The organism is Alishewanella longhuensis, from assembly GCF_014653435.1.
GTDB classification, from domain to species: Bacteria; Pseudomonadota; Gammaproteobacteria; order Enterobacterales; family Alteromonadaceae; genus Alishewanella; species Alishewanella longhuensis.
In genome coordinates, this window is the sequence record NZ_BNAO01000003.1 from 7,234 (window position 1) to 20,928 (window position 13,695).

14 protein-coding genes are annotated in these 13,695 nt (G+C 47.1%); 7 read left to right on the top strand and 7 right to left on the bottom strand.

The features are described 5' to 3' along the window. Window positions 1–170: 170 nt before the first annotated feature. The 5 genes from IE163_RS07120 (at window position 171) to IE163_RS07140 (ending at window position 2,342) form a co-directional block, all read left to right on the top strand. Window positions 171–839 carry a Bax inhibitor-1/YccA family protein gene (locus IE163_RS07120; protein WP_189431722.1) on the top strand — a complete coding sequence of 223 codons (669 nt, stop codon included), beginning with the start codon at window positions 171–173 and terminating at the stop codon, window positions 837–839. Between the two features lie 76 nt (window positions 840–915). Continuing rightward, window positions 916–1,323 (top strand): DsrE/DsrF/TusD sulfur relay family protein, encoded by a 408-nt coding sequence (locus IE163_RS07125; RefSeq protein WP_229833474.1) that lies wholly within the window; start codon window positions 916–918, stop codon window positions 1,321–1,323. After that, complete coding sequence (tusC, locus tag IE163_RS07130) at window positions 1,323–1,679, top strand: sulfurtransferase complex subunit TusC (protein ID WP_189431726.1); 357 nt, start codon at window positions 1,323–1,325, stop codon at window positions 1,677–1,679. Before IE163_RS07125 ends, tusC begins: the two co-directional genes overlap by 1 nt. Before the next feature lies 1 nt (window position 1,680). Next, window positions 1,681–1,944: a DsrH/TusB family sulfur metabolism protein gene (locus IE163_RS07135; protein WP_189431728.1), complete on the top strand. Its 264-nt coding sequence runs from the start codon at window positions 1,681–1,683 to the stop codon at window positions 1,942–1,944. Window positions 1,945–1,985: 41 nt separating this feature from the next. Then, entirely contained in the window at window positions 1,986–2,342 is a 357-nt protein-coding gene (locus IE163_RS07140) for a TusE/DsrC/DsvC family sulfur relay protein (protein WP_189431730.1), read from the top strand. Between the two features lie 160 nt (window positions 2,343–2,502). Here IE163_RS07140 and serS read toward each other — a convergent pair whose 3' ends face one another. The 5 genes from serS to lrp form a co-directional block, all read right to left on the bottom strand. Beyond that, the gene (gene serS, locus IE163_RS07145) at window positions 2,503–3,792 is read right to left on the bottom strand and encodes a serine--tRNA ligase (RefSeq protein WP_189431731.1); all 1,290 of its coding nucleotides are present in this window, start codon (window positions 3,790–3,792) and stop codon (window positions 2,503–2,505) included. A 203-nt stretch (window positions 3,793–3,995) separates the two neighbouring features. Next, entirely contained in the window at window positions 3,996–5,327 is a 1,332-nt protein-coding gene (locus IE163_RS07150) for a replication-associated recombination protein A (protein ID WP_189431733.1), read from the bottom strand. 21 nt (window positions 5,328–5,348) lie between these two features. After that, window positions 5,349–6,053 (bottom strand): outer membrane lipoprotein periplasmic chaperone LolA, encoded by a 705-nt coding sequence (gene lolA / locus IE163_RS07155; protein ID WP_189431735.1) that lies wholly within the window; start codon window positions 6,051–6,053, stop codon window positions 5,349–5,351. Then, entirely contained in the window at window positions 6,053–8,650 is a 2,598-nt protein-coding gene (locus tag IE163_RS07160; RefSeq protein ID WP_189431737.1) for a DNA translocase FtsK, read from the bottom strand. Before IE163_RS07160 ends, lolA begins: the two co-directional genes overlap by 1 nt. Before the next feature lie 356 nt (window positions 8,651–9,006). Beyond that, the gene (gene lrp / locus IE163_RS07165; RefSeq protein WP_189431739.1) at window positions 9,007–9,492 is read right to left on the bottom strand and encodes a leucine-responsive transcriptional regulator Lrp; all 486 of its coding nucleotides are present in this window, start codon (window positions 9,490–9,492) and stop codon (window positions 9,007–9,009) included. Window positions 9,493–9,749: 257 nt separating this feature from the next. Here lrp and ald point away from each other — a divergent pair, with 257 nt between their 5' ends. Beyond that, entirely contained in the window at window positions 9,750–10,868 is a 1,119-nt protein-coding gene (gene ald / locus IE163_RS07170; RefSeq protein ID WP_189431742.1) for an alanine dehydrogenase, read from the top strand. A gap of 292 nt (window positions 10,869–11,160) precedes the next feature. Next, window positions 11,161–11,370, top strand: coding sequence for a transcription antiterminator/RNA stability regulator CspE (gene cspE, locus IE163_RS07175; protein ID WP_027670166.1), 210 nt, complete (start codon window positions 11,161–11,163; stop codon window positions 11,368–11,370). A 272-nt stretch (window positions 11,371–11,642) separates the two neighbouring features. Here the strand turns inward: cspE and IE163_RS07180 are convergent, their stop codons facing one another. Next, on the bottom strand, window positions 11,643–13,094 hold the full coding sequence (locus IE163_RS07180) for a glyceraldehyde-3-phosphate dehydrogenase (protein WP_189431745.1): 1,452 nt from the start codon (window positions 13,092–13,094) through the stop codon (window positions 11,643–11,645). Between the two features lie 169 nt (window positions 13,095–13,263). Beyond that, window positions 13,264–13,656: a peptide-methionine (R)-S-oxide reductase MsrB gene (gene msrB / locus IE163_RS07185; protein ID WP_189432382.1), complete on the bottom strand. Its 393-nt coding sequence runs from the start codon at window positions 13,654–13,656 to the stop codon at window positions 13,264–13,266. Between the last annotated feature and the right edge of the window lie 39 nt (window positions 13,657–13,695).

Below are 13,695 nucleotides of genomic sequence, written 5' to 3' on the forward strand. Positions count from 1 at the left end.
AGCGCTGCGTATACTAATCACTTTGTTTCAGAAAATAAAGCAAAAAACATTATTTTTTTTCAACCGCGTGATTTTTGAGCCATTTTGCTACGTATAACACTGGAGTCATAGGAACTTTATCAGTATGATGCGGTCAATAATCTATAAAAACTCGGTATAAGGAGACAACTATGTCATACAGAGAAACCAGTAATATCAGCACCCTAAGTCAGGGCGTTGAAATCAACAAGGTGTTACGCAATACCTATTTTCTGCTTGGGTTAACCCTGGCGTTTAGCGCATTAACAGCCGTACTTGCTGTGGCCATGAATATCTCTCCCATCGCATCGCTGGTGTGTATGATTGGTGGCTTTATCATGCTGTTTGTGGTGAACAAAAAAGCCGACTCAGCAAGTGGTATCTTCTGGGTGTTCGGTTTTGCCGGTTTAATGGGTGCCTCGTTAGGCCCAATGCTTAGCTACTACGGCGGTATACCTGGCGGTCCAGCACTGATTATGCAAGCGTTAGCCGGTACAGCCTTAATCTTCTTTAGCTTGTCTGCTTATGTACTCACAACCCGCAAAGATTTCTCCTTTATGGGCGGTTTCTTAATGGTAGGGTTAATCGTGGTATTGGTTGCGGCACTGGCGAATATCTTTTTTGCTATCCCGGCGTTAAGCTTAACCATCAGCGCGGCAGTGATCCTGATCATGTCGGGCTTAATCCTGTTTGATACCAGCCGTATTATCAACGGCGGTGAAACTAACTATATCCGTGCTACTGTTTCATTATACTTAAACGTGTTTAACATCTTTGTTCACCTGTTAAGCCTGTTAGGTATTATGGGCGGCGACGACTAAGCGGCTCGCAGCCTAGCACAACTTTTGCGCTAGGTAGCCAAGCACGCTAAAATACCCCGCAATGCGGGGTATTTTTTTGTTTATTAACAAGCAACACCCTACTCCGGTAACACACTTTTTTACAGGTGGCCCCTTGACCCGCTTTAGTTTATTACTGACCCAAAGCCCGCTGGCTAATCAAAGCTTTGCCAGTGCTTTGCAGTTTGCCAAAGCCGCCCTAGCGCAAGGCTTTACTATTGAGCAAATATTTTTATACGAAGAAGCCGTATTAGCGGCAGCCACGGCTATCGATTTACCGACCGACGAGCCTAACTTAGCGGCAACCTTAGCCCAGTTTTGCCAGCAACAACAGATAGCCTTACTGTATTGTATTACCGCAGCAGAAAAACGCGGCGTGCAAGCTGATACCAGCGGTCACTATATTGCTGCCGGGCTGGCTGAGTTTGCTATGCGCCTTGCTAACACTAAATTGGTACAGTTTTAATGCAACGAATTGCCATTATCCAAACCCAGCCCCCTTTTAATCAGGGCAAAGCGCGCGAAAGCCTGGATCTTATTTTGGCACTAGCGGCGGTAGACCATCAACTTAGTATTATTTTTACTGGCGATGCGGTCTACCAGCTGCTGCCCCTTAATACTCAAAGCTCTCAGCCATTAAAAGCGTTTCAAAAAAGCTTTGGGCTCTTTGCTTTGTACGAAATTGAGCACTGTTTGGTCTGTGCCGCATCTCTAACAGCGCGCGGCTTAAGCGGGTTAAGTTTACCCGAGGGTTTTACAGCAGCAAGCCAGGCCGAGATTAAGGCCACGCTGGCTAGCGCTCAGCAAATTATCCGGTGCTAATATGAAGCTAATTAACCTTATTTCCCCCAGCGCAAATCTGGCAGAACTTACCGCCCTTGCCAGTGATGATGATCTGCTGTTGCTAAGACAAGACGCAGTATATTTGGTCTACCAGGCAGCGCTGCCGTTTCCGGGGAAAGTTCTGGCACTAGAGAGCGACATAAACTGGCGTAATATCACCCTACCTGCGCATATTCGTGCCATTACCGATGCAGAATGGGTGACATTGAGCGCCAACGCCAGCCAAAACCTTTTGTGGTCGTAAAACCCCAATTAACAGCGCTTAACGAGCTAAAAGAGAATAGCATGAACGAAAATAGTACAACCGAGCATACCCTTATTGTCGGCGGCCGTACTCTGGCGCTGGATAAACATGGCTATTTGCTGGATCTGGCCGAGTGGGAACCTGGGGTGGCCGAACATTTTGCACAACTGGAAAATATTCAGCTTAGCGATGCCCACTGGGAAGTGATCCGCTTTGTCCGGGAGTTTTATCAGGAATTTAATACCTCACCCGCAGTGCGGATGCTGGTAAAAGCGATGGCAGCTAAATTTGGCCCGGAAAAAGGCAACAGCAAATACCTGTTTATGTTATTTCCGGAAGGTCCGGCTAAACAAGCGACTCGTTTAGCTGGCCTACCTAAACCGGCAAAATGTTTGTAGTACGTTTATTGAAAATTCCCTTTTCTCAAAGCGACTACCCGGTTCAAAAACGTAAAAACCGCCAGGCGTAAGCCTAAGGCGGTTTTTTAATGCTGGCTTGGGAAGTGCTTAGCACGCATTGCCGCACTGCGTGCCAGCAACCTCTGGCACCATCACTCACTTAGCGTAAGTGTGTTTTACCACCCATATAAGGCTGCAACACGGCTGGAATGGCGACAGAGCCATCTGCCTGTTGGTAGTTTTCTAAAATAGCCACTAAGGTACGGCCAACGGCTAAGCCTGACCCATTTAGCGTATGCAATAATTCTGGCTTTTTCCCTTCAGCCGGCCGATAGCGTGCTTGCATACGGCGTGCTTGGAAATCCCCCATATTAGAACAAGACGAAATTTCGCGGTAGGTGTTTTGTGCCGGTAGCCAAACTTCTAAATCGTAGGTTTTACAGGCACCAAAGCCCATATCCCCAGTACATAGCAACATCACGCGGTAGGGTAAGCCCAACAGCTGCAGAATTTTTTCCGCATGGCCGGTTAACTCTTCCAGCGCCTGCATGGATAACTCTGGGTGAACCAGTTGCACAAGCTCTACTTTATCAAACTGATGCTGACGAATTAACCCACGGGTATCCCGGCCGTAAGAGCCGGCTTCACTACGAAAACACGGGGTATGGGCAGTGTACTTGATTGGCAATTCCGCAACGTCAACAATACTGTCGCGCGCCAAGTTAGTCACCGGCACTTCAGCGGTAGGAATAAGCGCCATACCCTGCCCCTCTTCGGTGGCGGGTTTGGTATGAAATAAATCAGCACTAAATTTCGGCAACTGACCGGTGCCGTATAAGCTGTCATGGTTAACTAAATATGGCACATACAGCTCGGTATAACCATGCTGCTCAGTGTGCACATCTAACATAAACTGCGCTAACGCCCGGTGCAGGCGTGCCATCTGCCCTTTCATTACCACAAAGCGTGAACCAGAAAGTTTTACCGCGCTTTCAAAATCTAAGCCTTCGGCATAGGCTTCGCCCAGCGCCACATGATCTTTTACTTCAAAATCAAATTGAGCAGGTTCACCAAAACGGCGCACTTCTACGTTGCCTGCTTCGTCGCTACCAACAGGTACTGACAGATCCGGCAAATTAGGAATAGTCAGCGCAATGCTATCAAGCTCAGCCAGTACGCTATCTAATTTTTGCTTAGCGGCATCAAGCTGTGCGCCTAAGCCATCTACTTCTGCAAGTAATGGCGAAATATCTTCACCACGCGCTTTTGCCTGGCCAATGCCTTTTGATTTGGTATTACGCAGGTTTTGTAATTCTTGCGTATCCATTTGCAGCACTCGGCGCTGCTCTTCTAATGCGGTTAAGGTGGCCACATCCAGGGTTAGGCCACGTGTCGCTAAACGCTCGGCCGTTTGCGCTAACTCAGCGCGTAAAAATTTTGGATCTAACATAGTAATAACTTCTTCTGGTCAGGCTATCTCGCTCATTATAATTGCTGTTTTGGCGCTAGCTGTTTAGCTGCAACAAAAATGAATTTGAGGATAGTGCTAACAATTAATTGAATAGGGCAGAATATTACCCAGTGCTAAGCGAAATTGAAATGCTTTTCCACGTTTTTATCCCCTTCATCCTGAAAGTTGTAGCAACCTTCCCCTTATGGTTGGCGCTTTGTCTGGCTTTGTGCATCCAACTCACGCAAATACCGCAGTTTTTCCGCCAGTTGTTTTTCCATACCGCGCTCTGAAGGTTGGTAAAACTGCTCGTGCCACAGCTCAGGCGGTAAATAACGCTCCCCGGCGGCATAAGCGCCGGGCTCATTGTGCGCATAGCGATACTCAGCGCCATGGCCTAATTGCTTTTGCAATGCAGTCGGGGCATTACGTAAATGCAGCGGCACCGGATAATCCGGCATCTCGGCGATTTGCTGTTTAATGCGGTTAAAGGCCATATACACCGCATTACTTTTTGGCGCTAAGGCTAAATACACTGCAGCCTGCGCAATAGCCCGTTCCCCCTCAGCAGGACCAACCCGTGAAAAAGTATCCCAAGCATTTAGCGCCAGCGTTAACGCCCGTGGATCGGCGTTACCAATATCTTCACTGGCAATGGCTAATAAGCGCCGGGCGACATAGAGCGGATCACCACCACCGGCCAGAATGCGTGCATACCAATAAAGCGCTGCGTCAGGATCGGAACCCCGTACCGACTTATGAAAAGCCGAAATTAAGTCATAAAATACATCGCCTTCGCGATCAAACCCTGCCAGTTGCTGCGGTACCACCTGTTTTACCTGCTCAGCCGTAATGCAACTACCCGGCTCGGCTAGCTCTGCCAGTTGTTCCAGTACGTTTAATAGGCGCCGGGCATCGCCTGCGCTAAGCTGCAATAGCAAACGCTCGGCATCCGCAGCAATGCTGAGCTTTAACGCACCTAAACCTGCGGGCTCAGTGTTCAGGGCATGATGCAGTACTTGCTGTAAATCTTGTTCGGTAAGCGGTTTCAGTACACAAACCCGGGCGCGCGAGAGTACCGCATTATTTAGGGCAAACGCCGGGTTCTCAGTGGTCGCGCCAATAAAAATAATGGTGCCATCTTCAATATGCGGTAAAAACGCATCCTGCTGCGCTTTATTAAAACGATGTACTTCATCTACAAATAATAAGGTTCGTTGCTGATATTGCTGCTGGCGTAATTTGGCTTCGCTAATGGCGTCGCGGATCTCTTTAACGCCAGCGGTAACCGCCGAAATACGCTGCATGGCAGCATTAGCGTGGCTGGCAATCAGCTCTGCAAGGGTCGTTTTACCGGTGCCCGGCGGTCCCCATAAAATTAACGAGAACACCCGCCCGGCGGTAATGGCTTTATGGAGTGGCGTACCGGGTGCCACCAAATGTTGCTGACCAACATAGTCAGCAAGCTGCTGCGGTCGCATCCGGGCCGCCAGTGGCCGGATATCGTCAGAAAAATCAAGTTGCAGGCTGGTCATGGCTGGGTAATTTGTTGAAAATTAGCGTTGACGCTGATCATCAACATCGAGATTATTAGTCACGTTAAAGCCAAACAACGTATCCGTTAAACGGGTATTTAGCTTAATCTCACTAAACAGATAAACACTTTGCTGCTGGTTGATGTCAATAACCTGCATTTCAATTAGCTTATTATCGCTAAAGGTCAGCATCAGTTGCTGTACCGGGTTATCGGCATTAAGCGGGTGGATAAAGAAGCTTTGTGCTTGTTTTGTTACCTGGTACTGTTGCCAGAGTGTTTTATCGGCGCTGGTCAGCAGCGCAAAAGGGGTTTGCCCAACTTCACTCTCGGCATCATAAATACTCACTTGCTCCAGCAGCTCATTATAAAACCACAGGGTTTTACCATCACTCACCAATAAAGACGGCTCTGGCGTTTGGCTTTCAAATCTAAAACGTGCATGTTGTTTTAGCGCGAGAGTGCCTTCACCCTCTTGTAATAATTGCTGCTGAATATCGTAAACCCGTTGGCGGTACTGTGCAGAAAATGATTTCACCTTCGCTAATTGCTGCATTAGCTCTGCGCTGGCATCTTCTGCCGCCAAACGTTGCTGGCGCATGGCCTGCATATGGGGCGCAAAATCAGGGCGCGGCAAAACCTCTACCGTTTGCGCCACTACGCCTTGCCATAGCGCTGTTCCTGCAAAACTTGCTGCCAACACCACTAAAGCTGTGATTTTTTTCATTAATATCCTCTGTTTGCAGCCGGTACAACCACTTCACGGTTGCCATTATGTCCTGGAGCACTTACTACGCCGCTGTGTTCCATTTGTTCCACCAGCCGCGCAGCACGATTATAGCCGATCCTAAACTTGCGTTGCACGCCAGAAACAGAGGCGCGACGGGTTTCTATTACAAAAGCCACCGCCTGGTCATATAACGGATCCGCTTCGCCGTCTTCCCCTTCGAGTGTTTCGCCAGGTAATAAGTTCTCTTCAGTGGTTTCGCCGCTTAAAATCTCAGCAATATACTGCGGCTTGCCGCGTTTTTTCCAATCAGCAACCACGGCATGAACTTCATGATCGTCTACAAAGGCGCCGTGCACCCGGTTAGGTACGCCTGAGCCTGGCGGCAGATACAACATATCGCCCTGCCCTAATAAGCTTTCTGCGCCTTGCTGATCTAAAATAGTGCGGGAATCAATTTTCGACGATACCTGAAAGGCGATCCGCGTCGGAATATTGGCCTTGATCAAACCGGTGATCACATCGACCGACGGCCGCTGCGTTGCTAAAATCAAGTGGATACCGGCCGCCCGTGCTTTTTGGGCGATACGGGCAATCAGTTCTTCTACTTTTTTACCGACAATCATCATCATATCGGCAAATTCGTCAATCACTACCACGATAGACGGCAGCTTTTCTAAATACGGTGCTTCGCCACGCATATCGTCTGATGGCTTCCACAGCGGGTCTTTGATTGGTTGCCCTTCGCTAATGGCGTCTTTTACTTTAATGTTGTAGCCTTTGAGGTTACGCACCCCAAGTGCCGACATCAGCTTATAGCGCCGCTCCATTTCACCCACGCACCAACGCAGGCCATTGGCGGCATCTTTCATATCGGTAACCACTTCGGTTAATAAGTGCGGAATACCCTCGTAAATCGACAGTTCCAACATCTTGGGGTCAATCATTAAAAAGCGTACATCATCCGGTGTCGACTTATACAATAAACTACAAATCATTACGTTAACGCCAACCGATTTACCCGAACCCGTGGTACCGGCAACTAACAAATGCGGCATTTTCGCTAGGTCTGCAACAACTGACTTACCAGCAATATCTTTACCCAGCACCATGGTCAGCGCCGATTTTGACTCGGTAAACACCTCATCACCAATCACTTCCGATAAACGGACAATTTCCCGATGCTGGTTAGGCAGCTCTAAACCAATAAAACTCTTGCCTGGGATAACCTCGACAACCCGCACACTAATGGCTGACAAGGAACGCGCCAAGTCTTTGGCCAAACCAGTAATTTTACTAACCTTAACACCAGGCGCTAAATCCAGCTCAAAGCGGGTTACCACTGGGCCAGGATGAACTCCTACAACTTTGGCTTCTACGTTAAAGTCTAATAATTTAGCTTCAACTAAGCGCGACACCCGCTCTAAATCAGCAGGATCAATGGGATTAACAGCCTTATCTGGCCGATCTAGCAAGGCAAGCGAGGGTAACTCTTCTATAGAATGCACCACCTCCTCGCTGTCATCCGTATCGTCGGTTTGCTCATCTTCATCGGGCGGGAAACGCATTAGCGGATCTAACTCTTCTTCTTGCTCCAACTCACGGAAGGTTCTGCTCATATGTTCGGCATCAAAGGGCTCATCTATGGCGCTAAAAGAAAGTTGCTCGTCAGCCAGTGAATCGACACTGTAATAAGCCTTGGCTTCGGTTCTTTCGTTAAGCGGGCGAATGGGCAACGGCTCTTTACGTTTTATACTTTGAGTCGGTGTGAGGTAAGGTTTATCTACCTCCGTAGTATCAAAACTAAAACGAGGTTCTGCCACATCATCAATTTCCGGGAAAAGGTAATCATCATCCAACGGCTCAGGTAATGCTTCTACCTTAACCCGGCGAGCTTTAGCAGGGCTTTTCGCCGGTAGCTCTTTATTTTCACTGCCACCCAGGGCAAAAGGGCTTGCCTCGCGCCTAGCATTAAATCGCTGGGGTAATGAGACCATCAGGTTAAACAATGCAAAGCACTGGGCACCTAAATAATCCGCAACTGTTAGCCAGGAAATACCGGTGAGTAAGGTTAACCCTGTTGCAAAACCACACAGCAACAACAGGCTGGTGCCAATAAAATTAAAAAAAGGCAGCAGGCTGCCACTGATCTTATCGCCCAGCACACCACCCGAGGAAAAATAATAAATATCGTTAAAGTTCATGCTGCTAATAGCGGTTGCCGCACAAAGCGTCAGCAACAGGCCAAACAAGCGTAAGCCTAAAATCAAATAGTCGAGACTTAGTAAATCGTGATAGCGCTTAAACAGCATATAACCCGAGAAGGCGACTAAAAATGGAATTAAGTAAGCAATCCAACCAAAGCTAACAAGTAAAACGTCTGCTAGCCAGGCACCGCCACGACCGCCATAATTGTTAATTTGTTGATGGTAGCCCGTTTGCGACCAGCTCGGATCAGCCGGATCGAAGGATAATAAAGACAGCAACATAAAGAGTGCCAGGCCGGAAAATAAAATTAACCCGACTTCCAGCAACCGCTGTACCCCATTTAATGAAAATAACACTCTGCTTTGCAAAAGAAAGGCCCCTAAATTCATAATCCGTGTCTAACAGCCAGCCTAAATAGTCTTGGTTTAGTCTGGCGCGACATCTGTGCTGCTGCAGTCTGTTTTACTGATACGCCTAGGTTACCAGAGCTGTTGTAAAAGTGCATCTTTGCTTAGACCTTATCTCCCCAAGTTAGCTGAAGATACGCATTTCAAAACGTTTGGGCGCTCTTAAAATAAGACCCCTGGTAACACCACCTCGACCAGCTTGATCAACATCTTTTTTCCCGCTGCAATTCGCGTCTTGAAGTAACTTGGTTATATTACCAGCTTAACCAACAGATTATGAATAAAAGCTGTATAACCTGCGCGTTATGGCTAAGGAAACTCTGCACAGCATAATAACTTTACAGCATAGGTATAAAACTACTTTGTTTAACTTCTTCCATCACCACATAGGTACGACTTTCCCGCACACTGGGTAAACGCAGCAAGGTTTCACCCAATAGCTCACGATAAGCGGCCATATTAGCAACCCGGGTTTTTAATAAAAAATCAAAGCTACCGGAGACTAAATGACATTCCTGAATCTCATTGAGTTTTTGCACCGCCTTACTAAATTCATCAAAATCTTCCGGCGAGGTTTTACTGAGGGTAATTTCTACAAACACCAGCATGGCCGCCCCCACTTTATGCGGGTCCACCAAAGCGGTGTAGCCCAGTATATAGCCCTCAGCCTCCAGCTTTCGCACCCGCTCTAAACATGGCGTGGGGCTTAACCCCACCCGGCGCGCCAATTCGACATTCGCTAAACGCCCATCATGTTGTAATTCCACCAGAATTTTCCGGTCGATGCGATCTAACTTCTTGATGCTCTTACTTAAAGAATACATACCAGCATAAAATCCTGAGTAACCACCCAAAACAGGATTTTGCACTATTTACTAAGCTTAAAACAAGCAGTAATTCTGGTTTTTTGTCGCTATACTGCGCAAAAATATTACCAAACCCAAAATCATTGAAAATGCAGTTAGGCGGCAAGTGAGTGAAGCCCATGAGCATAGGAATACTATGTGATTGGGTGAGCGAGCGCAGCCAACAGAGCTGCAACTTCAAGGATGAAGGGTTCAACCCAACCAAGGTGAGACTTATGATTATCGGTGTACCTAAAGAAATTAAAAACCATGAATACCGTGTCGGCATGACCCCTGCTAGCGTGCGTGAGTTAATTGGCCATGGCCACAGCGTCTTTGTTGAACACAACGCCGGTATGGGCATTGGTTTTACCGATGAAGATTATCAAGCTGTGGGTGCTAGCGTTTTAGCGACCGCCGCCGAAGTGTTCGCCAAGGCGGATATGATTGTTAAAGTAAAAGAACCTCAAGCCGTTGAACGCGCCATGTTGCGTGATGGCCAAATCCTGTTTACTTACCTGCATTTAGCGCCGGACCCAGAGCAAACCGCTGACTTAATTAAGTCAAAAGCCGTTTGTATTGCTTATGAAACGGTTACTGATAACAAAGGTGGCTTGCCGTTACTAGCACCTATGTCAGAAGTCGCTGGCCGTATGTCTATTCAAGCAGGTGCCCGCGCTTTAGAAAAATCTTGCGCCGGCCGTGGCATGTTATTAGGCGGTGTACCGGGTGTTGCACCAGCGAAAGTCGTAGTCATTGGTGGCGGTATGGTGGGTGCTAATGCCGCGCAAATGGCTGTTGGCTTAGGTGCCGATGTGACAGTACTAGATCGCAATGTCGATGTATTACGCCGTATCAATGCCCAGTTTAACGGCGCAGTTAAAGCAATCTACTCTACTGCCGAAGCGTTAGAGCAAGAAGTACTGGCGGCCGATTTAGTGATTGGTGGCGTATTAGTGCCGGGTGCAGCAGCGCCTAAACTGGTAACCCGTGATCATATCAAGCGCATGAAGCCAGGCTCAGCCATTGTCGATGTGGCTATTGACCAGGGCGGCTGTGTAGAGACCTCTAAGCCTACCACTCATGCTGATCCAACCTATATTGTTGATGACGTAGTGCATTACTGTGTAGCGAATATGCCAGGTGCGGTACCACGTACTTCTACTTTTGCGTTAAATAACGCAACGCTGCCCTTTATCATCCGTTTAGCGAATAAAGGATACAAGCAAGCATTGCAAGACGACAAGCACTTGTTAGCAGGCTTAAACGTGTACCGTGGTTTAGTCACCAACGAAAGCGTGGCCGAAGCTTTAAACCTGGCTTATGTTGCACCAGAAGTGGCTTTAAACGCCTAAATAGCTGTTTGCCTAAGTTATTAAAAAAAGCCGGTTTTTACCGGCTTTTTTATTTTATTCAACTTTATCTGATTTATTCTCCGATAAAGCTATACATTCCGCTCAGACCTGTTATAGTGCTTACCGGCCTGTAGTACAGACCTATGTAACAACTTGTTTTTGAAAACTTCGCTACACAGCTTCGCTTGTAAGTCATGTCCTGAAGATTCACGCACGTTTGGCCACATAAGTAACAGTCAGGCTAAAAGCGCATTTCGCGTTAATAAACATTTTAAATTTTTAGGAGTCTCTCATGGCTAAAGTAACTGGTGTAGTAAAGTGGTTTAACGCTGATAAAGGTTTCGGTTTCATCACTCAAGATAACGGCGGCGCAGACGCTTTCGTTCACTTCCGTGCTATCCAAACTGAAGGTTACAAAACCTTAAACGAAGGTCAGCGCGTAGCTTTCGAAATCGAACAAGGCCAAAAAGGCCCACAAGCTGCTAACGTTACTGTACTGTAATAGTACGCTAATATAGCGCTTATCGGTTTCCGATAGTATAAATGGTCAGCTTAGCTGGCCATTTTTGTTTGTGTTAACGCCATCCTCACAGCCCTACTCCCTGCAACTATTCATGCCGTGATATCACTGCTGTTATTATTTATTGAGTATGATCACTGCGCACAGCATAATACGCCTCTTTTACGCTGGCATTGCCGGGAACCGTTAGCGCATCTTGATATAAAAAAACCCGCTAAGGCTCAGCGGGTTTTTTTGCTCGTTACAAGGGTAACTTATTTAACGATAGGCAACGTTGGATACTTAATACCGGCCATTTCGTTCATTACGCGGGTTACCTGCACACTGTAACCGAACTCGTTGTCATACCATACATACAACACACAACGATCACCGTCGACGATGGTCGCTTGTGAATCAACTACGCCAGCATAGCGTGACCCCACTAAATCAGAAGACACAATTTCTGTTGAGCTGGTGAAATCAATTTGATCTTGTAGCTCAGAGAACAACGAGGTGCGCTGTAAGAAATCGTTTAAGTCTTGCTTGTTAGTTTCGCGATTTAAATTCAGCGACAAAATCGCCATAGACACGTTAGGCGTAGGCACGCGGATCGCATTACCAGTCAGTTTACCTTTTAACTCAGGTAAAGCTTTAGCTACTGCGCTGGCGGCACCGGTAGAAGTTAATACCATATTTAGCGGTGCAGCACGGCCACGACGCTCAGCTTTATGGAAATTATCAATCAGGTTTTGATCGTTAGTGTACGAGTGCACCGTTTCCACATGACCATTACGAATACCGTATTCATCATGCAAGGCTTTCAGCACTGGGGTGATCGCATTGGTAGTACAGCTGGCTGCAGAAACAATTTTATGCTCAGCAGTAATCATATGCTGATTAACGCCATACACCACATTCGGTACATCACCTTTAGCTGGCGCTGTTAATAACACTTTGGCGGCGCCTTTACTCTGGAAGTGAATAGACAGCTCGGTGTCGTCTTTATAAATACCGGTGTTATCAACAATTAGTGCGTTATCAATACCGTACTGAGTGTAATCTACCTGCTCAGGAGAGTTCGCATAGATCACTTTGATAAAGGTACCATTGGCTTTAATGCCCTGATTTTCTTCATCAACGGTAATGCTGCCGTTAAAAGGACCATGGATAGAGTCACGGCGCAGTAAACTGGCACGTTTTTCTAAATCACCTTTTTTACCACCACGAACAACGATGGCTTTTAAGCGCAGCTTACTGCTTGGGCCTGAGCGCTCTAACATTAAGCGCGCTAACAAGCGACCGATACGGCCAAAACCGTATAACACCACATCAACCGGTTTCACCTGATCTTCATGATCTAAAATATCGCTAAGGGAGTCGGCCAGATATTGTTCTAACGTCAGACCTTCAGCCACATTTTTATATAAAAAAGCATACGCCAGCTTGCCAATGTCGACCCGGCCGGGTGCCAGATTCATTTTGCTAATGGCTTCTAGTACCGGAAAGCTTTCACGCAGACGCAGCTTCTGGCCTTCAAAACGTTGTACCGTTTTGTGCGCTTTAATAATGTCGATAATGGTAGCGCTTACGAGCGGACGACCATATACCACTACTTCAATGCCTTTATTACGGTATAAACGACCAATAATAGGCAGCATGTTTTCGGCGTATTCCTGGCGCTCTTGCCAGCTTTTTTGGTACTGTTCTGCGTGTGATAGGGTCATTATGAGGCCTTTTACTTCAATAAGATGAATTAATCGGTGTCGCCCTCTCCGCTTTATGTAGGGTACAGCGGCTATTTGAAGGCGGCTTATTGTAATGGATTATGAAAGCTTACCACAACAGTTACAGCTTTTTTTTAGACACAATGGCTAAACAGTCAGCAATCAGAGCTCATTTAACCTTATCTGCATGTGCAAAAGTTAACGACACCGAGTTAACACAATAACGCTGCCCGGTGGGTGCCGGGCCATCCTCAAACACATGCCCAAGATGGGCATCGCACTGCGCACACAAAATTTCTGTTCGTTGCATGCCGTGGCTAAGGTCACGCTCATATTTTACTTTTCCCGCTATCGAGGCAAAGAAACTAGGCCAACCGCAACCTGCATCAAACTTTGTTTTGCCATCAAATAGCTCGGCACCACAGCAAACGCAATGATAGGTACCGTCTGCTGTATGATGCAGCAGCTCCCCGGTAAAGGGGTATTCGGTACCTTTTAACCGGGTAACCCGATATTGCTCGTCAGTTAAACGTGTCCGCCATTCTTGTTCTGTTAACTTCATCATCTGCCTCTGCTATGCCTGAATAAGTTATCGGCTTTT

Excerpts from the sequence above, each read along its gene's own strand:
- IE163_RS07120 (WP_189431722.1), top strand. The coding sequence starts at position 171 with ATGTCATACAGAGAAACCAGTAATATCAGCACCCTAAGTCAGGGCGTT.
- tusC (WP_189431726.1), top strand. The coding sequence starts at position 1,323 with ATGCAACGAATTGCCATTATCCAAACCCAGCCCCCTTTTAATCAGGGC.
- IE163_RS07135 (WP_189431728.1), top strand. The coding sequence starts at position 1,681 with ATGAAGCTAATTAACCTTATTTCCCCCAGCGCAAATCTGGCAGAACTT.
- IE163_RS07140 (WP_189431730.1), top strand. The coding sequence starts at position 1,986 with ATGAACGAAAATAGTACAACCGAGCATACCCTTATTGTCGGCGGCCGT.
- serS (WP_189431731.1), bottom strand. The coding sequence starts at position 3,792 with ATGTTAGATCCAAAATTTTTACGCGCTGAGTTAGCGCAAACGGCCGAG.
- IE163_RS07150 (WP_189431733.1), bottom strand. The coding sequence starts at position 5,327 with ATGACCAGCCTGCAACTTGATTTTTCTGACGATATCCGGCCACTGGCG.
- lolA (WP_189431735.1), bottom strand. The coding sequence starts at position 6,053 with ATGAAAAAAATCACAGCTTTAGTGGTGTTGGCAGCAAGTTTTGCAGGA.
- IE163_RS07160 (WP_189431737.1), bottom strand. The coding sequence starts at position 8,650 with ATGAATTTAGGGGCCTTTCTTTTGCAAAGCAGAGTGTTATTTTCATTA.
- lrp (WP_189431739.1), bottom strand. The coding sequence starts at position 9,492 with ATGTATTCTTTAAGTAAGAGCATCAAGAAGTTAGATCGCATCGACCGG.
- ald (WP_189431742.1), top strand. The coding sequence starts at position 9,750 with ATGATTATCGGTGTACCTAAAGAAATTAAAAACCATGAATACCGTGTC.
- cspE (WP_027670166.1), top strand. The coding sequence starts at position 11,161 with ATGGCTAAAGTAACTGGTGTAGTAAAGTGGTTTAACGCTGATAAAGGT.
- IE163_RS07180 (WP_189431745.1), bottom strand. The coding sequence starts at position 13,094 with ATGACCCTATCACACGCAGAACAGTACCAAAAAAGCTGGCAAGAGCGC.
- msrB (WP_189432382.1), bottom strand. The coding sequence starts at position 13,656 with ATGAAGTTAACAGAACAAGAATGGCGGACACGTTTAACTGACGAGCAA.